The sequence below is a fragment of the Marivita sp. genome (genome assembly GCF_048006345.1).
In the GTDB taxonomy this organism is placed as follows: Bacteria; Pseudomonadota; Alphaproteobacteria; order Rhodobacterales; family Rhodobacteraceae; genus Marivita.
Window position 1 is genome coordinate 13122 of the sequence record NZ_CP180351.1, and the last position, 17325, is coordinate 30446.

Here is a 17325-nt window from a genome sequence, read left to right on the forward strand (position 1 = left end):
TCCGATTGCAAAGGAGGGCCACGCGATGCCCATGGTGCGGATCACAGATGTGCGTAAAGCCTATGCCAGCGGGTTGGAAGCGCTCAAAGGCGCGTCGCTGGATATTCACGAAGGCGAAATCCTGGCGCTGCTCGGCCCCAATGGTGCGGGGAAGACCACGCTGATTTCCACGATCTGCGGGATCACGCAGCCGACATCCGGCACAATCACCGTGGGCGGGCATGATGTTGTGACCGATTATCGCGGCGCACGGTCTTTGGTTGGCTTGGTGCCGCAGGAGATCAACCTCGAACCGTTCGAGCGGGTGATCAATACGGTGCGGTTTTCTCGGGGCTTGTTCGGCAAACCCAAGGATGACGCTTTGCTGGAACGCATCCTTCGGCAGTTGTCGTTGTGGGACAAGAAAGACAACCGGATCATGGAACTGTCAGGCGGGATGAAGCGGCGTGTGCTGATCGCCAAGGCGTTGGCGCACGAGCCACGGGTGCTGTTTCTGGACGAGCCAACCGCCGGGGTCGATGTCGAATTGCGCCGGGACATGTGGGAGATCGTGGCCGGGCTGAAGAAGGCGGGCGTCACGATCATCCTGACCACCCATTACATCGAAGAGGCCGAGGCCATCGCCGACCGGATTGCGGTGATCAACAAGGGTGAGATCCTGCTGGTCGAAGAAAAGACCGCGCTCATGACGCGGCTTGGGCAGAAGGAGCTGCGCATCGAACTGCACGAGCCGGTTGAAGCGTTGCCCGCTGCGCTGGCGGATCGCGGTTTGCGGATCGAAGAGAGTGGGCAGGCGCTGGTTTATACCTATGACACCGCACAAGAGCGCACCGGTATTGCCACGCTGATCCGCGAGGTGAGCGAGGCCGGACTGGTGCTGCGCGATTTGCAGACGCGGCAGAACTCGCTTGAGGATATTTTCGTCGGGCTGGTCTCGAAACAGGAGGACGCGGCATGAACTGGCAAGCCATCCGCGCGATCTATGTCTTCGAGATGTCGCGCTTTTTCCGCACGTTGCTGCAAAGCTTCGTGTCGCCGGTGATTTCGACATCGCTTTACTTTGTGGTCTTCGGTGCGGCTATTGGCAGCCGGATCGACCAGGTCGAGGGGGTGTCTTATGGCGCGTTTATCGTGCCGGGACTGATCATGCTGTCGGTGATGACGCAGGCGATTTCCAACGCGTCCTTCGGAATCTATTTCCCGAAATTCATCGGCACGATCTATGAGCTTCTGTCGGCCCCGATCAACTTTCTTGAGATCGTTCTGGGCTATGTCGGGGCGGCGGCGACGAAGGCGCTGTTCATCGGAATCGTGATCCTTGGAACCTCGGCGCTGTTTGTGGACCTGAGCATCCAGCACCCCCTGGCGATGCTGGCTTTCCTTGTTCTGACCTGTCTGAGCTTTGCGCTGTTCGGGTTCATCATCGGCATCTGGGCCGGGAATTTCGAGCAGTTGCAACTGATCCCGCTGCTGGTGGTCACGCCTTTGGTGTTCCTTGGCGGGTCGTTCTATTCGATCTCTATGCTGCCGCCCGTGTGGCAGACGATCTCGTTCTTCAACCCGGTCGTGTACCTTGTCTCTGGCTTCCGCTGGTCGTTTTTCGGGTTTGCGGATGTGCCCATCGGGCTGAGCCTGTTGGCCATCGCCGGGTTTACGGTTCTGTGTCTTGCAATCATCTGGTGGATCTTCAAGACGGGCTGGCGCATTCGGCAATAGCACACGTGCGCCCAGGCTTTGCCGAAAATCATCAATAGCTGACGATTGCCACGCCCGCCAAGACAAGCGCCCCGCCCGCGAGTTCGCGGCCTGACAGGGGCTGGCCAACGAAATAGGTTGCCAGCAGAACCAGAAGCGTTTCCGTCGCCATGATGGCGATATAGGCAAGACCCAGATCGACTTGCCGCAAGAGCAGGATTTCGGCGATGACAACGGCCGCCAGAACCAAGGCGATGGCACCGATCACGGCCGTCGTCAGGTCTTCCGAGGCGATTTTCATCAAGAGTGTTGCAATGGCGTAGCCGACTCCGGCTGCGATGGCCAAAACGGCCTTGTTCGAAAAAAATTCGACAACAAGCATTGGAATGTCCGTTTCAAAAAATGGGTAGTCTGAAAAATTTTGATGCCGAAGAATACCACGGTTTGTGGTTTTGCAAAGACTGGAAAACCGTACCTCGGGGCAAATTTTAGGTCGGTTTTCAAACCTATAGGGCGATTGGTGTGCAAACGTGCGGTCCGTTTCTTAGAAACGGCAGGGATGGTGCGAAATTCCGGAATTTCGCGCTTCAGATTGCAGCAGGTTGGCCCCGTCCGCCCATGACGAGATCCATGCTCATCCCACCGATCCACATGCAGAAAAGAGCAAGCCACGCTGTCCCGGCAAAGATTGACCCGCCGGTCACACCCGCGCCGATGGCGCAGCCGCCCGCGAGCATTCCGCCGAACCCCATGAGCGCCGCGCCGATCATGGCGTTTCGCATGGGGGTTGGGCCTTCGAAGCCCTGAAATTTGAGCTCTCCTGTCACGAACGCGGCGAGGAACGATCCGATCACCACGCCCGGCACCAGACCGACGTCGAATTCGAGGATTGACGATCGGTCAAGGAAGAACATCAACGTGTTGGCCGATGGCCCGGTGAAGGTGGCGCTTTCGATCTGCACAGGTTCGAACGCCACGAGGCTGAGCGCATAGGTGAGGGCCCAGCCCATCGCAACGGCAAAGCCAACGCCAGAGGCAAAGACCAGACGTTGCCAGCCGATCTGATTGCGGCGCGAAAGTTCAAGTGCAAGGAGCGCTGTGGCAAGGCCGAAGACAAGGCCGGATCCTTCGGGCAGGTGCAGCGTTGCCAGAAGGTCCATGTTTCGCCCACCTGACGTGATCCACATGGCGGCCAATTGATCGCGGATCGGGGCAAGCCAGCCAGTGAGGCTCATCTGCGCCACGACGGCAAAGATCAGACCGGAGACAACCGAACGCAGGTTGCCCGTGGCGGCTAGCACAAGTAGCCGTCCAGAGCATCCACGGGCGAGCACCATCCCTGCGCCGAACATCAGGCCACCGATGATGGCGCCAGACCAGCTTCCGGGAACGGCCATCATGCGGGCCTCGGTGGTGTCGATCAGGCCGAACATCTGTGCCGCTTGCACCCAGACCACGGCCGTCGAGAAGGTCAGAAGCCAGACGGCAACCTTGTCCTGCATCATGCCTCGGGCGAATTCGACGGTGGCCGCGCGCAGACAAAAGCGCGAGCGTTGCGCGGCGACACCAAAGGTGATGCCGGTGATCAGGCCGAACAAGGCGGCGGTGGGGGCTTCGCCGATTTGGTCCACAAGGGTGACAAGGTCCATGGCGGTCTCCGTCTGGGTTGGCCATGTATGCGCAAGGATGAATGTGTCGGCTTTGATTTGGATCAGATTGATGGGCGGCGTTAACAATTCCTCACTATTTTTGCCCTACCAGTAGCTCTGGGATGCCGTTTTGGAGGAACGCGTAGGAGATGTGAAAATCTGCACACAGTGTGTTCTGGGCTTTCTTGACCCTCGCCAAGTCGGGAAAGCGGGCGTAAAGGAAGGCCATGAAGCGCATTGTTCCCCTTGCGGATGCGCGTGACCTGCCGATCCATCGACGGCCCATCACGCTGCTGTTCCTGATGGCTATCGCCATGCCCCTGTCCTTTGCGACATGGTCGGCGCTGCTTAATAACTTTGTGATCGAAGTGGCGCAGTTCGACGGGGCGGATATCGGCTGGTTGCACACGGTCCGCGAAATACCGGGTTTTCTGGCCGTGGGCGTGATCGCGGTGATCATGTTCATCCGCGAACAGACGCTTGCCATGATCTCGCTTGCCATGTTGGGGGTGGCCACGGCCATTACGGCCTATTTTCCCTCAATGGGGGGATTGTTGTTCGTGACGCTGATCAGTTCGATCGGATTTCACTATTATGAAACGGTGAACCAATCGCTGCAGCTTCAATGGCTGCCCAAGGACCGCGCGCCGCAGATGCTGGGGTTGTTGGTCTCAGCAGCCTCCGCAGCGACACTTATTGCCTATGGCGTGATCGTTGTGACATGGCGCGCTTACGACCTGAGCTACAATTTCGTCTATATGGTGTCCGGCGCGTTGACGCTGATCATCGTGGCCTATTGCGTGGTGATGATGCCGCATTTCGAAGCGCCCAACCCGCAGGTCAAGAAGTTCATCCTGCGCAAACGGTACTGGCTTTATTACGCGCTGCAGTTCATGTCGGGGGCCCGCCGGCAAATCTTTGTCGTATTCGCCGCGTTCATGATGGTTGAACGGTTCGGTCTCGACGTGGATCAGATCACCAAGCTGATGCTGGTCACGCTTGTCGCGAACATGGTGCTTGCCCCAATGCTGGGACAGGTCGTTCACCGCTTTGGCGAGCGCAACGCGATGGTTGTGGAATATGTCGGGCTGGTGATCGTTTTCGTGCTCTACGGCGGGATTTACTGGTTTGGCTGGGGCGTGATGCTGGCCACCGTGCTTTACATCGTGAACAACATTTTCTTCGCTCTTGCGTTGGCCTTGAAGACCTATTTCCAGAAGATTGCCGATCCCGGCGATATCGCCCCAACGGCCGCAGTCGCGTTCACCATCAACCACATCGCGGCTGTGTTCTTGCCGGCGGTGCTTGGCTATCTCTGGCTGATCTCACCCGGTGCGGTCTTTGCGCTGGCGGCGGGCATGGCGTGTGTGTCGTTGATGCTGGCGCTGATGATCCCGCGCCATCCGGAACCTGGAAACGAAACCGTGTTCTCGGCGCTCGTCACTGCACCGGCCGAGTGACCTTCATCGACACAACGGTGAAATATTGAAGAAGGTGATCTGTTCTTTGGTCATCTCCATTTCAATTTTTGATGCACACCCACTGTCGGTCAACGCTGTGCCTTCAAGTATTGTTGATCCACCTGACATGCTTACGCCTGAAAACGAGATTTCGGTATAAGGCTCAACACCGTCAAAAATCGCCACGATTTTCTGAGAACTTTCTTCGGTCTGTAGGGATTGGTGAAGGAACGCTCTGGCTTGTTCATGGTTTCCGGTGCTGCTGAGCATCAGGAAATCGCGCGCGACATTGCGCGCACCCGAACTGAAATACATGATGGCGGCATAGCCGAGCACGGCAATTACGGCGACCACGCCGATGATTTTCAGAAATGTTTTCATGATATGTTCCGAAAAATAAAATCTTGAATGGCTCCGGAGGCTAATCCGCGACGCCTGCGCCGTCCACTTTTTTGTGGTGTCGGTCTTTCCGTCTGGTCAGTGTAGGCAAAGGCTTGTAAGTCCCGCGCCAAAGCACCTGGGGATGACTATGACCACCTTCACCGCCTATACCACCCTGTCCAACAAAGACTCGGCGGAAGCCTTGGGCGCTGCCTTGGAAGAGTTGAGCAACGAGCCCTATGGCGTCGGTGTGTTCGAAATCGAAGATGGCAGCGGAATGTGGGAAGTCGGCGGCTATTTTCTCGAAGCCCCTGACGAGGTGCAGCTCGCGCTCTTGGCCGCAGCGCATGGCGCAAATCCGTTTGTCGTTTCCGAACTTCCGGAAACCGATTGGGTCGCCAAGGTACGGCGGGAACTGGTTCCGGTGCATGCCGGGCGGTTTTATGTTTACGGAAGTCATGACGCCCATACCGTGCCCGAAGGTGTAGAGCCTCTCTTGATCGAGGCGGCCATGGCCTTTGGGACCGGGCATCACGGCACCACGCAAGGCTGTCTCAAGGCGCTCGACCGCCTGATCGAGGCTGGTGTGGTCTGTCACAACGTGGCCGATATCGGCTGTGGCACGGCGGTGCTTGCGATGGCGGCGGCCCGGGTTTGGCCCGAGACCGTGATTGCCAGCGATATGGATCAGGTGGCGGTAGAAGTGGCCGATGCGAACGTGGCGGCGAACGACCTCGCCGGTCGGGTGATCTGCCTTGAGGCGCTGGGCTTCGAACATCCACAATTGCACGAAGCTGCGCCGTTCGATCTGGTGTTCGCAAATATCCTCAAACAACCCTTGATCGACCTTGCACCGGACATGGCCAGCCACCTTGCTCCGGGGGGATTCGCGATCCTTTCGGGTATTCTGAACGATCAAGGCGATGAGGTGGCAGAGGTTTATGCACGAAATGGCATCAATACCTGGCACCGCGAAGAGATTGGTGACTGGACGACGCTGACACTGCAAAAAGCAACGTCTTAAACGCGCCGCAATTTCCGGTTTTTGCGGAATTTCGCCGCAATTCGAGCCGATTTGCCACGTTTGCCCCATTCTTGCCACATTCCGCCCCTATCTCGGACACATCCGGTGGGGGCCGGAACAAAGGCTGCTTCACATGACCAAACAGCAGGACATGTTTGACGAACGGTACCGCCGGGTGCTCAAGCGTCATCGCCAATTGTCACGTGGCTACGTCACAAAAATCGAAAAAACCGGTGTGATCGTACACAAGCCGATCCGCCATGTCCGCGAGGCGTTTTCGTTCTCGGCTTTGCTTTTGCCGTTCGGCATTCTTTTTGTGCTCAAAGCCGCCATCGTGACTGTCTTGGGCGAAGAAGGGTATCGCCAGCAGGTCGATCTTTTGCGCGAAGGGGGCTTTGTCGAACAGATGGGCGCCGTGTTTATGCAGATCGATCCGATCACCGCGCCGCTGTCCCGCCTGCTGAGCTACATTATCGGCTGATCTCTCTCCGCCTTACTCTCTCTTGCTCACAAAAGAAAAAGCCGTGTCAGGGAGACTGACACGGCTTTTGTCGTTCTTCGATTTTGCGGAACAACTCAGAACGAGTTGATGTCGCCGCGTGTCAGACCGATGTCTTCCAGTTCGTGATCGCTGAGCTGGCTGAGCGCGGTGCGGGTCTGGCGGGAATCGTTCCACGCGGTGAACGCTGCGATCAGGGAAGCTGCAAAACCGCCGAAGCCTTTTGAGCTTGCGGCATAGGTGGGGCGGGATGTGTCAAAAGCGGCCATGGCCATGTTCCTTGGGTAAATGGGGGAGAGTTTCTTTGTGAGCCGCATCTAGTTGCGGAAAATGGCGTCTTCAATTGCCCTTTTCGCATAGTTTTTATGCGATTTGTGCATGGCTCTTGGCATGGTTTTTCTGCGCCTGCGAAAGGCGGTAAATGCGACACATTTTGCGTCGTTTTTGGGCCTCCGCATCCAGAGTTGACCTCTCGGAGTTCATTTTCGACATCGGCCTTCGGTGGTCATTCCTGTTTTGAGTGCTTGGCGTTTGTTCGCGTTTCGTGCTAGCCGTGATACAAAAGCAACAAAGGCGCGAGCAGAATGCGTGTTTTGGGGATTGATCCGGGTCTGCGTTTCCTTGGTTGGGGCGTGATCGAGGCCGAAGGAAGCCGTTTGCGCCATGTCGCGAACGGTGTTTGCCTGTCGGGAACGGGGGAATTGGCGATGCGCCTTTTGACCCTGCACACGGCGTTGACGGACGTTTTTCACCGATATCAGCCCGAAACTGTCGCCATCGAAAAGACCTTTGTGAACAAGGATGCCGTGGGCACGCTGAAGCTCGGGCAGGCGCGGGGTGTGGCCTTGCTGGTGCCTGCGCAGTTCGGGTTGGAGATTGGGGAGTACTCGCCAAACTCAGTCAAGAAGACCGTTGTGGGCGTTGGCCATGCAGACAAACGGCAGGTCGAACACATGGTGAAGATGCAATTGCCCGGTGCCGAAATTCACGGCTCCGACGCGGCGGACGCCTTGGCGATCGCGATTTGCCACGCGCACCACATGACGGGGCCGGGAATGAGGATGCGGGCATGATCGGGCGGATTGCTGGGCGTATCGAATACAAAGCGGACGATCATGTGCTGATCGACGTACGCGGCGTCGGGTATATTGTTTATTGCTCAGACCGTGTGCTGTCGCAGATCGGACGGCCGGGGGAAGCGGCAGCGCTATATACGGATTTGCTGGTGCGCGAGGATATCCTCCAGCTTTTCGGCTTTCCGACGCTGGTGGAAAAGGAATGGCACAGCTTGCTGATGTCGGTGCAGGGGGTTGGCGCGAAGGCGTCGCTTGCAATCCTTGGTGCCTTGGGGCCGGACGGGGTGAGCCGCGCGATTGCGCTGGGTGACTGGAATTCCGTCAAGGCGGCCAAAGGGATCGGTCCGAAAACCGCACAGCGCGTGGTCAACGAGTTGAAGGATAAGGCGCATTCCGTCATGGCGATGGGGGGTGCGGCGTCTGTCGCGGCCAAGGCGTCGGACGAAGATGCCGTGATCGAGCCGATGTCGTCTGCGCCATCTGCGCCTGTTACGATCCCGTCTGCATCAGCGCAGGCCGAGGCTTTGTCGGCGCTTGGCAATCTTGGATACGCCCCCGGAGAAGCGGCGAGCGCTGTAGCGCAGGCGGCGGGCGATGCGCCTGATGCCGAAACACCGGCGCTGATCCGCGCCGCGCTGAAGCTTTTGGCACCGAAGGGATAGGTCCATGGGCATGCTCATCGGCCTTTTCAGGCCTCTTCGCCTTCAGACTGCGACAAACGCCCAGACGGGCTTGAGGAGCGGCCATGTCGACTGATCCGATCATGCGCCCTGAACCCTTGCCCGAGGATCGCGACCGCGCCTTGCGGCCCCAAATGCTTGATGATTTCGTAGGGCAGGCTGAGGCGCGCGCCAATTTGCGCGTGTTCATCCAGTCGGCCCGGCAGCGCGGTGAGGCGATGGACCATACGCTGTTTCACGGCCCTCCCGGCCTTGGGAAAACCACGCTGGCCCAGATCATGGCCCGCGAGTTGGGCGTCGGGTTTCGTATGACCTCTGGCCCGGTTCTGGCCAAAGCGGGCGATCTTGCGGCGATCCTGACCAACCTCGAAGCGCGGGACGTTCTTTTTATCGACGAGATCCACCGGTTGAACCCGGCGGTGGAAGAGGTGCTCTATCCGGCATTGGAAGATTACGAGCTGGACCTCGTGATCGGCGAAGGACCGGCTGCCCGCACCGTGCGGATCGAATTGCAGCCCTTTACGCTGGTGGGGGCAACGACCCGTCTGGGGCTTTTGACGACGCCGCTGCGCGACCGCTTTGGGATTCCAACGCGCCTCAACTTCTATACCGAGGACGAGCTGGATTTGATTGTTGCCCGCAACGCGGTGAAGCTTGGGGTTGAGGCGGCTCCAGAGGGTACGCGCGAGATCGCCCGCCGGTCGCGAGGGACGCCGCGGATTGCCGGGCGGTTGTTGCGCCGCGTTGTCGACTTTGCTGTCGTCGAGGGCAATGGCATCGTGACCAAGGAGCTTGCCGATGGGGCATTGACCCGACTTGGCGTCGATGGCCTTGGCCTTGATGGTGCGGACCGACGGTATCTGCGGCTGATCGCCGAGAATTATGCCGGTGGTCCGGTTGGCATCGAGACGCTGTCGGCGGCGCTCTCGGAAAGCCGCGATGCGCTGGAAGAGGTGATTGAACCTTATCTGCTCCAGCAGGGTTTGATCCAACGCACCCCGCGCGGGCGCATGCTGGCGCAGAAAGCGTGGACACATCTGGGTATGGCGGCACCCCAGACCCCGGGACAAAGCGACCTGTTCGGGTAGGCGTGACTTGCCCATGCTGGCACCCTATGCCAGAGGTCGGACTTGCGTATTTGACAAGAGAAGAAGCAGGGGGGCGGTGCCTCATGATGGATGCAGCCGAGGTGGAGCGCTGTTTCACGCGCTCGGACGGAAGCTACCTGTTTGCCCGCTGGGGGCGGCCAATTGCGCCCATCGTCTTTGGGGTCGAAGATGCGACCTTGGCCGTTGTCAAAGGCGCGTTGGAGGCGGTCTGCGCGATGGCTGGGCATCACATGGCGGAAACCGATCCCGAGCTTGGCACCAACGTGATGTTCTTTTTCTTCCGCGATTGGGCCGAATTGCTGGACGTGCCTGATCTGGATCGCCTGATCGACGGATTGGCCCCTTTGGTGTCCAAACTCTCACATGCAGAGGCGAACCAGTACAGGGTTTTCCGCTTCGACGAAGCGGGGGCGATCAAGGCCTGTTTCGTGTTCCTGCGCATGGATGACGTGATGTCCGCGCAGCCTGCTGAAACCCTTGCGCTGAGCCAGGTGGTGCAGTCGGTGGTGCTTTGGTCCGATGTGGCGTTCACCGACAGGTCGCCACTGGGGCAGCTGGAAGATGGGCGCGTTGTCTTGCGTCCCGAGATCGGTGCGCTGATCCGGGCGGCCTATGATCCCGTGATGCCCGCGATGGCCAAGGATGCCAGCCATGCGCTGCGGCTCGCCGCGCGGATGCAGGTGGCGCAGGGAGGGATGAGCTGATGGTCCACACATTGCCGGTTCGTGTGTATTACGAGGACACTGACATGGGGGGCATCGTCTATTACGCAAATTACCTGCGCTACATCGAGCGGGCGCGGTCGGACTGGGTGCGATCGCTTGGCGTCGATCAGAACGCGATGCGGGAAAAGGACGGTGTGGTCTTTGTCGTGCGGCGGGTCGAAGCGGATTATCTGAAACCCGCGAAATTCGACGATGAGTTGCTGGTGCGCACGGTGGTCAAGGCGGTCACAGGTGTGCGGCTGATCATGGTTCAAGAGGTCGTTCGCGGCGATGACCTCTTGTTTCATGCAGAAGTGACGGTGGTTTGCGTGGGCGAGGCGGGAGCGCCAGCGCGGCTCCCGGCGAATATCCGCCGTCAGATTCACTAGCCTGCCGGAAACCGCGTGTTCTGACGCCAATGTGTTGGCGTTTCCCCTGCAATTGCGGTAATGATGCTGGTAATCAGAGCCCAACCAATTGGGGCCAACCGGCTAAAGAGCAGGCAGATGGAAGCAGAAACACTTGCGCTGGCGCAGGAGATTGATTTCTCCATGTGGGGCCTTTTTGCGCGCGCCACCCTTACAGTGAAGATCGTCATGATCATGCTGATGCTGGCATCGTTCTGGGCGTGGGCGATCATCTTTGAAAAGATTATCGCGTATCGCAAGGCACGGGCCGAAGCGGCGGAGTTTGATCGGGCCTTCTGGTCGGGTGAGCCGCTTGATGAATTGTTCGACCAGATTGGTCCGGAGCCGGATGGACGTGCGAAAAAGGTGTTCGCGGCGGGCATGACGGAATGGCGTCGGTCGCACCGGGATGATGGCGGTTTGATCGCAGGCGCGCATGCGCGGATCGACCGGTCTATGGATGTGGCAATCCAGAAAGAGGCTGAGGACTTGCAGAAAAACCTTGCGGTTCTGGCGACGGTTGGCTCGGTCGCGCCGTTCGTGGGTCTCTTCGGCACTGTCTGGGGGATCATGCATGCCTTTGTCGAGATCGCGCAGCAGCAGAACACATCGCTGGTTGTCGTGGCACCCGGTATCGCCGAGGCGCTGTTGGCCACTGGTCTAGGCCTTTTGGCGGCAATCCCGGCCGTGGTGTTCTACAACAAGCTGTCGGCGGACAGTGACCGTATCCTTGCAGGCTACGAATTTTTTGCCGATGAGTTTTCGACCATTCTCAGCCGCCAGTTGGACAGCTGAGCGATGGGGGGTGGCGTCGTCAAATCGGGCGGAGGCGGCGGGCGCAGGCGGCGCAAGAGCCGCGCTATGCCGATGTCGGAAATCAACGTCACGCCCTTTGTCGACGTGATGATGGTGCTCTTGATCATCTTCATGGTGGCGGCCCCGTTGTTGACCGTCGGTGTTCCGGTCGAGTTGCCCAAGACCGCGGCCTCGGCCCTGCCGTCCGAAACCGAAGAGCCGTTGACGGTGACCATCTCTGCCGACGGGATCGTGTCGATCCAGAATACGGAAGTGCCGCGTGAAGACCTTGTCCCGCGACTGCGGGCGATTGCTGCCGAACGGGCGGATGACCGCGTCTTCTTGCGGGCCGATGGCACCGTCACATATGAAGTGGTTGCCCAGATCATGGGCGCGCTGAACGCTGGTGGTTTCAGTTCGATTGGGCTGGTGACCGATATCGGGGGTCCGGCGCTTGACGGGTCGGATGGCTGAGGCGCGCAGTGCACACGGGCCATTATATCTCGGGAGGTGCCCATGGGATTCTGATCCTCTGGGCGCTGTTCGGCGGCATGTTTCGCAGTGATCCACCAGAGCTCCAGGTGGCGGATGTCTCGGTCATTTCCGAGGCGCAGTTCGCCGCCATGATGCAGCCGCAGGCGGCACCAACGCTGGGCGAAGAACCCGCAGCCTTGCCACAACCCGAGATCGCTGAGCAGCCGCCGCAGCCACCTGTTGCCGACGTACAGCCGACGCCACCCCCAGAGCCCGCAGAGCCTGAGGTGGTGCAGCCCGATCCCGTACCGCTGCCTGTGCCTCCGACGCCTGAACCCGAAGTGGCGGAAACCCCGCCGCAACCGCCCGAGCCAGACCCTGTACCCGAGGTCGAAGCACCCGAAGTGGCCTTGCGCCCGATCCCGCGCCCGGCGGATCGTGTCGCCCCCGAGGCTGTGCCGGAACCCGCGCCCGAAGCCGACGTCGCGCCCAATGTGCAGGAAACGATTGAGCGGTCCGATACGCCCGATGTGACCGAGGCCGAGGAACAACAGGCCACAGCCCCCGAAGCTGCGGCGACCGAGATCGTCACCGAAGCGGAAGAACCAGCGCGTGCGCCTGCCGCATCGGTGCGTCCGCAGGTGCGCCCGAACCGTCCTGCGCCAACACCACCGCAAACGGCCGAAGCTCCGACAGAGCCGGCTCCTACGCCTGCAGCCGAGCCTGCGCCGGCACCGCAGCAAGACAATGCGGCGGCAGATGCCACGGCCTCGGCGATTGCGGGTGCATTGGAAGAGGCTTTGGCCGGAGCAAGCACTGGCGCGGCAAGTGGTCCGCCGCTCACCCAGGGGGAAACCGACGGCTTCCGCATTGCTGTGCAGGATTGCTGGGTGGTCGATGTCGGCTCGCAAGCATCCAATGTCACTGTTACGGTAGGGTTTGACATGGATCGTTCCGGCCGCGTTGTGAGTTCAAGTCTGAGATTGCTGTCGTCCGAAGGTGGCAGCGGTTCGGCGGTGGACACCGCGTTCCAGGCCGCGCGACGGGCGATTTTGCGGTGCCAGGGCGATGGGTATAGCCTGCCGCCAGAAAAGTTTGACCAGTGGAAGACCGTCGAGATGACGTTCAACCCCGAGAGTATGAGGATCCGATGAAACAGATCGTCGCGTCACTGTTGGCTGTATTGGTATGGGCGGTCAGCGCGCCGGGTGTGGTTCTGGCACAGGGCGGTCCACTCAGGATCGAGATCACGGAGGGCGTGGTCGAACCATTGCCCTATGCGGTGCCCGATTTCGTCGGGGAAACCGCAGGAGCACAGGACTTGGCGCAGCAGATCGCGCGGGTGGTTGCAGACGACCTGACCGGAACCGGCCTGTTCCGTGAAGTCCCGCGTGAGGCGCATATCAGCCAGATCACCAGCTTTGGCAGTCCGGTGCAATTTGCCGACTGGAAGGCGATCAATGCGCAGGCGCTGATCACCGGAGCGGTCAGTTCCGAAGGTGGGCGTATCGTGGTGAAGTTCCGCGTGTGGGACGTGTTCGCCGGTACGGAGCTGGGGCAGGGCATGCAGTTCGCGGGAACGCCGGATGGCTGGCGGCGCATGGCGCACAAGGTGGCCGATCAGGTCTATAGCCGGATCACGGGCGAGTCGGGGTATTTCGACAGCCGCGTGGTGTTCGTGTCGGAAAGCGGTCCGAAAGATCAGCGCGCCAAACGGCTTGCTGTCATGGATTACGACGGCGCCAATGTGCAGTACCTGACCGGGGGCAACGCTCTTGTTCTGGCACCGCGCTTTTCGGAAAACGGACAGCGGGTGCTCTATACAAGCTACGAAACCGGCATGCCGCGTGTTCACGTGCTCGAGGTGGGGACGGTTCAAAGCCGTATCCTGCAAGGGCAGGATGGTGTGATGAGCTTTGCACCGCGGTTTGCGCCGAACGGGCAGACCGTCGTCTATTCGCTGACCCAAGGGTCGAACACAGATATCTGGGCCATGGATATCGGCAGCGGCGGGACGCGCCAGTTGACGAGCGCGCCGTCGATTGAAACCGCGCCGAGCTATTCGCCCGATGGCAGCCAGATCGTGTTTGAGAGCGACCGGTCAGGCACGCAGCAATTGTACGTCATGCCCGCCTCTGGTGGCGAGGCGCGGCGGATCAGTTTCGGTCAGGGGCGCTATTCCACTCCGGTCTGGTCTCCGCGCGGTGACATGATTGCATTTACAAAGCAGAATGCGGGGCGGTTCCACATCGGTGTGATGCGGACAGACGGGTCCGAAGAGCGGCTTTTGACGGCCTCCTTCCTAGATGAAGGTCCGACATGGGCACCGAATGGCCGCGTCATCATGTTCGCACGCGAAACGCAGGGCGCGCAGGGGTCGTCGTCGCTCTATACGGTGGATATCTCGGGCCGGAACCTCAAGCGCGTGCGTACGCCCGAAGGTGCGTCGGACCCAAGCTGGGGGCCGCTCCAGTGACGAGCGCATGTTCACCAGAAATTTATGTGCGGCTGTCAGAATTTTCGTACGAAAATTCGGACGCAGCGCAGACGACTAGGCGCAGCGATACGGCTGTGGTAGTTTTGAACCAATCATAAGAGAGCAGGACATCCCATGCGACTAACCGCAAAACTCACAATGCTGATGGCCGTTCTGGCCGTGTCGGCCTGTACCAATGCCAATCGCTTTGACAATGACGCCGTGGACCTCAACGCGGCAACCGGCAGTGCCGGGGGCATCTTGCCCGGCAGTGCGAGCGATCCAAGTTCGCCCGCCTATTTTCAGCAGACCGTCGGTGACCGCGTTCTGTTCGCCGTCGATCAATCTTCGCTCAGCCCCGAAGCGCGGGCCACGTTGGATGGACAGGCACAGTGGTTGCTGACCAATTCCGACTACAATGCGGTGATCGAAGGCCATGCCGATGAACAGGGCACCCGCGCCTACAACCTCGCGCTGGGCGCGCGTCGCGCCAATGCGGTGATGGAATACCTGATCGGGCAAGGCATTCCGTCCAGCCGGTTGCGCTTTGTGAGCTACGGCAAGGAACGCCCGATTGAGATCTGCTCGGACAAATCCTGTTACTCCAAGAACCGGCGGGCCGTGACAATCATTTCCGCCGGATTGACAGGCTGACGGAGATCACAATGCGTTTGAGGGGGATTTTTCTGGGATGTGCTTTGGCCTTTGCTCCGCTTGCGGGGCAGGCGCAGGAAACGCTTGCAGACATCCGGCAGGACATGTCGGTGCTGTTTGTCGAGATCCAGAAGCTCAAACGCGAGCTGAGCACAACCGGAGGTTCCTCGCTTGCGTTGCCAGCAGGTGCGTTGGACCGGCTCTATGCGATCGAAAGCGAATTGCAGCGTCTTACGGCCAAGACCGAAGAACTGGAATTCCGCGTCGGGCGCGTGGCCGAGGACGGCGCGCAGCGTCTTGGCGATCTGGAATTCCGGTTGTGCGAGCTGGAGACCGGCTGCGACATCGGCGCGTTGGGTCAGACCCCGACGCTTGGCGGCGTTCCCCAGTCGCCCAGCGTTCCTTCCGTCCAGCCTGCCGCACCGCAGGCGGGTGGCACGCAATTGGCAGTTGGTGAAGAAACGGACTTTCGGCGAGCCGGGGAGGCGCTCGCCAACAGTGACTTTCAATCCGCCGCAGACCAGTTTGCGGCCTTTCGCCAGACCTATCCGGGTGGACCGCTAGAAGCGCAGGCGCTGGTGGCCGAAGGCCGGGCGCTTGAAGGATTGGGCAACACGCGCGATGCGGCGCGCCGCTATCTCGAGGCATATGCCGGCTATCCCAACGATGCCGCCGGTCCAGAGGCGCTGTGGCGACTGGGCGCGGCTTTGGGGGCGCTTGGGAACCTGGCCGAGGCGTGTGTGACGCTAAATGAGGTGGCTGGTCGTTATCCGGGCAGCAGCGATGCGATTGCGCAGGCCGATGCCGCCAAAGACCGGCTGAGTTGCCAGTGACCGATACGCCGCTGTTGCAGCGGTTCGCGGACGCGATGGGGCACTTGCTTGGCCCCGATTTTCCCTCCGATCTCGGATTGGCCGTCTCCGGTGGCGGTGACAGCATGGCAATGCTGTATCTCGCGCATAACTGGACCCGCACCTATGGTATTCGGCTTTGGGTGGCGACGGTCGATCACGGCTTGCGCCCGGAAAGTGCCGTTGAGGCCGATATGGTCGCGGAAGAATGTGCGGCACTCGGATGGCCGCATGCCACGGTGCGTTGGCATTGGGACGGGGTTGGCAATGTGCAGGATGCGGCGCGCCGGGCAAGGTTGTCTCTGATCGACCAGTGGCGCGGAGACCTGCGCCACGTCCTCTTCGCACATACACTCGACGATCAGGCGGAAACCGTGCTGATGCGTCTGGCGCGGGGGTCGGGAGTTGACGGGCTTTCCGGCATGGCTGCATTTAGAGAGGTCGCGCCGCATGCGGTGAATGTGCCGGCACTTGAAGCGGCACAGATCGACGGCGTGGCCCCCTGTCGAGACAATGTCATTCCGGGATATACTGTGCTGCGCCCTTGCCTCGAGATGCAGCGTTCAGAGCTTCGGCACTACCTTCAGGTCCTGAAAGGCCGATGGGTGGAGGACCCAAGCAATGACAACCGTGATTTCGAGCGCGTGCGCGTTCGTCAATTGTTAAGACATTTGAGCGAGGAAGGGATCACGGCAACCGTTCTTTCGGATACGGCGCGGCGCATGGCCCGTGCGCGCGACGGATTGAAAGCTCGGCTGGTCGACGCGGTTCGGTCGCTGTCATCTGCTGCACCTCTGGGACAGGTGCGCATTGACCGCGATGGGTTTGCGGCTCTGGACGAGGAAACGCGCCTGCGGCTGCTCACTGCAGGGCTATGCTATGTCGCGGCTGCAGAATACAGGCCGCGCGCTGCATCAAGCGAGGCGCTACTGACGCAGGTTCTGTCCGGCGGCGGTGGCACGCTGCATGGCGCGGAAGTGCTGGTGGAAAAAGCTTACCTGCGGATTGTCCGAGAAGGGGCTGCCGTTGCCAGGGTGGACACCCCATTGGGAGAGCTTTGGGACGGGCAATGGCGCTTGGTCGATCCCGCTGGCCTATGCCCCGCCGATGCAACAGTCCACGCCTTGGGCGAAGAGGGCTGGAAGCAGATCGTGGATAGGTCGGGACTTACCCTTCCTTTCCGGGCGGCTTTGGCATTGCCGTCGGTATGGTCCGACGGCACGCTTTTGGCCTGTCCCGCGCTGGGGTTTGGGCCGACACTAGACGTGTCCCGCTTTGTGCTTGGGCGGGCAGACACCGGTTTTGAGGCATTTTGTCTTTCGCATTGAACCCGCGCTGCGCATGTCTATGTTATAGGCCAAGAGACGCGGGCTTTTCCGCCCTTGTCAGAT

The 17325-nt window shown here is 60.2% G+C and carries 21 protein-coding genes; 17 read left to right on the plus strand and 4 right to left on the minus strand.

Going from position 1 to position 17325, the window contains the following annotated elements; genetic code table 11:
- Window positions 1–25 precede the first annotated feature (25 nt).
- Both ACMVPR_RS00065 and ACMVPR_RS00070 read left to right on the plus strand, forming a co-directional pair.
- Window positions 26–958 (plus strand): ABC transporter ATP-binding protein, encoded by a 933-nt coding sequence (locus tag ACMVPR_RS00065; RefSeq protein ID WP_416881187.1) that lies wholly within the window; start codon window positions 26–28, stop codon window positions 956–958.
- The gene (locus ACMVPR_RS00070; RefSeq protein ID WP_292266266.1) at window positions 955–1716 is read left to right on the plus strand and encodes an ABC transporter permease; all 762 of its coding nucleotides are present in this window, start codon (window positions 955–957) and stop codon (window positions 1714–1716) included. Before ACMVPR_RS00065 ends, ACMVPR_RS00070 begins: the two co-directional genes overlap by 4 nt.
- Window positions 1717–1747: 31 nt before the next feature.
- Here the strand turns inward: ACMVPR_RS00070 and ACMVPR_RS00075 are convergent, their stop codons facing one another.
- Window positions 1748–2077 (minus strand): 5-aminolevulinate synthase, encoded by a 330-nt coding sequence (locus tag ACMVPR_RS00075; RefSeq protein WP_300581510.1) that lies wholly within the window; start codon window positions 2075–2077, stop codon window positions 1748–1750.
- Window positions 2078–2282: 205 nt separating this feature from the next.
- A complete protein-coding gene (locus ACMVPR_RS00080) occupies window positions 2283–3344 on the minus strand; it encodes a YeeE/YedE family protein (protein WP_416881188.1) in 1062 nt (353 codons plus the stop codon).
- A gap of 227 nt (window positions 3345–3571) precedes the next feature.
- Here ACMVPR_RS00080 and ACMVPR_RS00085 point away from each other — a divergent pair, with 227 nt between their 5' ends.
- Window positions 3572–4804: an MFS transporter gene (locus ACMVPR_RS00085; protein ID WP_300581506.1), complete on the plus strand. Its 1233-nt coding sequence runs from the start codon at window positions 3572–3574 to the stop codon at window positions 4802–4804.
- Between the two features lie 3 nt (window positions 4805–4807).
- Here ACMVPR_RS00085 and ACMVPR_RS00090 read toward each other — a convergent pair whose 3' ends face one another.
- Entirely contained in the window at window positions 4808–5185 is a 378-nt protein-coding gene (locus tag ACMVPR_RS00090) for a hypothetical protein (protein WP_416881189.1), read from the minus strand.
- A gap of 148 nt (window positions 5186–5333) precedes the next feature.
- Between ACMVPR_RS00090 and ACMVPR_RS00095 the strand changes: the two genes are divergently transcribed.
- Together ACMVPR_RS00095 and ACMVPR_RS00100 are read left to right on the plus strand one after the other, a co-directional pair.
- Window positions 5334–6209, plus strand: a complete 876-nt coding sequence (locus ACMVPR_RS00095; RefSeq protein WP_416881190.1) for a 50S ribosomal protein L11 methyltransferase — start codon at window positions 5334–5336, stop codon at window positions 6207–6209.
- Window positions 6210–6342: 133 nt separating this feature from the next.
- The gene (locus ACMVPR_RS00100; protein ID WP_292266274.1) at window positions 6343–6690 is read left to right on the plus strand and encodes a hypothetical protein; all 348 of its coding nucleotides are present in this window, start codon (window positions 6343–6345) and stop codon (window positions 6688–6690) included.
- A gap of 95 nt (window positions 6691–6785) precedes the next feature.
- Here ACMVPR_RS00100 and ACMVPR_RS00105 read toward each other — a convergent pair whose 3' ends face one another.
- A complete protein-coding gene (locus ACMVPR_RS00105; RefSeq protein WP_292266276.1) occupies window positions 6786–6977 on the minus strand; it encodes a DUF1127 domain-containing protein in 192 nt (63 codons plus the stop codon).
- A 315-nt stretch (window positions 6978–7292) separates the two neighbouring features.
- Between ACMVPR_RS00105 and ruvC the strand changes: the two genes are divergently transcribed.
- From ruvC to tilS, 12 genes are all read left to right on the plus strand, one after another.
- Entirely contained in the window at window positions 7293–7781 is a 489-nt protein-coding gene (ruvC, locus tag ACMVPR_RS00110) for a crossover junction endodeoxyribonuclease RuvC (RefSeq protein WP_300581500.1), read from the plus strand.
- The gene (gene ruvA, locus ACMVPR_RS00115) at window positions 7778–8446 is read left to right on the plus strand and encodes a Holliday junction branch migration protein RuvA (protein ID WP_416881191.1); all 669 of its coding nucleotides are present in this window, start codon (window positions 7778–7780) and stop codon (window positions 8444–8446) included. The genes ruvC and ruvA overlap by 4 nt, the downstream gene beginning before the upstream one ends.
- Before the next feature lie 83 nt (window positions 8447–8529).
- On the plus strand, window positions 8530–9552 hold the full coding sequence (gene ruvB / locus ACMVPR_RS00120; protein WP_300581497.1) for a Holliday junction branch migration DNA helicase RuvB: 1023 nt from the start codon (window positions 8530–8532) through the stop codon (window positions 9550–9552).
- Between the two features lie 83 nt (window positions 9553–9635).
- Window positions 9636–10277 carry a hypothetical protein gene (locus ACMVPR_RS00125; RefSeq protein ID WP_416881192.1) on the plus strand — a complete coding sequence of 214 codons (642 nt, stop codon included), beginning with the start codon at window positions 9636–9638 and terminating at the stop codon, window positions 10275–10277.
- Window positions 10277–10666: a tol-pal system-associated acyl-CoA thioesterase gene (gene ybgC / locus ACMVPR_RS00130; RefSeq protein WP_416881193.1), complete on the plus strand. Its 390-nt coding sequence runs from the start codon at window positions 10277–10279 to the stop codon at window positions 10664–10666. The genes ACMVPR_RS00125 and ybgC overlap by 1 nt, the downstream gene beginning before the upstream one ends.
- Before the next feature lie 117 nt (window positions 10667–10783).
- Window positions 10784–11479, plus strand: coding sequence for a protein TolQ (gene tolQ / locus ACMVPR_RS00135; protein ID WP_416881194.1), 696 nt, complete (start codon window positions 10784–10786; stop codon window positions 11477–11479).
- A 3-nt stretch (window positions 11480–11482) separates the two neighbouring features.
- On the plus strand, window positions 11483–11953 hold the full coding sequence (gene tolR / locus ACMVPR_RS00140) for a protein TolR (protein WP_292266293.1): 471 nt from the start codon (window positions 11483–11485) through the stop codon (window positions 11951–11953).
- A gap of 8 nt (window positions 11954–11961) precedes the next feature.
- Window positions 11962–13107, plus strand: coding sequence for a cell envelope biogenesis protein TolA (locus ACMVPR_RS00145; RefSeq protein ID WP_416881195.1), 1146 nt, complete (start codon window positions 11962–11964; stop codon window positions 13105–13107).
- Entirely contained in the window at window positions 13104–14429 is a 1326-nt protein-coding gene (gene tolB / locus ACMVPR_RS00150) for a Tol-Pal system beta propeller repeat protein TolB (RefSeq protein WP_300581491.1), read from the plus strand. Before ACMVPR_RS00145 ends, tolB begins: the two co-directional genes overlap by 4 nt.
- A 135-nt stretch (window positions 14430–14564) precedes the next feature.
- Window positions 14565–15083, plus strand: coding sequence for a peptidoglycan-associated lipoprotein Pal (gene pal / locus ACMVPR_RS00155; protein ID WP_416881196.1), 519 nt, complete (start codon window positions 14565–14567; stop codon window positions 15081–15083).
- Between the two features lie 11 nt (window positions 15084–15094).
- Window positions 15095–15916, plus strand: a complete 822-nt coding sequence (locus ACMVPR_RS00160) for a tetratricopeptide repeat protein (RefSeq protein WP_292266302.1) — start codon at window positions 15095–15097, stop codon at window positions 15914–15916.
- Window positions 15913–17262 carry a tRNA lysidine(34) synthetase TilS gene (tilS, locus tag ACMVPR_RS00165; protein WP_416881197.1) on the plus strand — a complete coding sequence of 450 codons (1350 nt, stop codon included), beginning with the start codon at window positions 15913–15915 and terminating at the stop codon, window positions 17260–17262. Before ACMVPR_RS00160 ends, tilS begins: the two co-directional genes overlap by 4 nt.
- The last annotated feature ends 63 nt before the right edge of the window (window positions 17263–17325 follow it).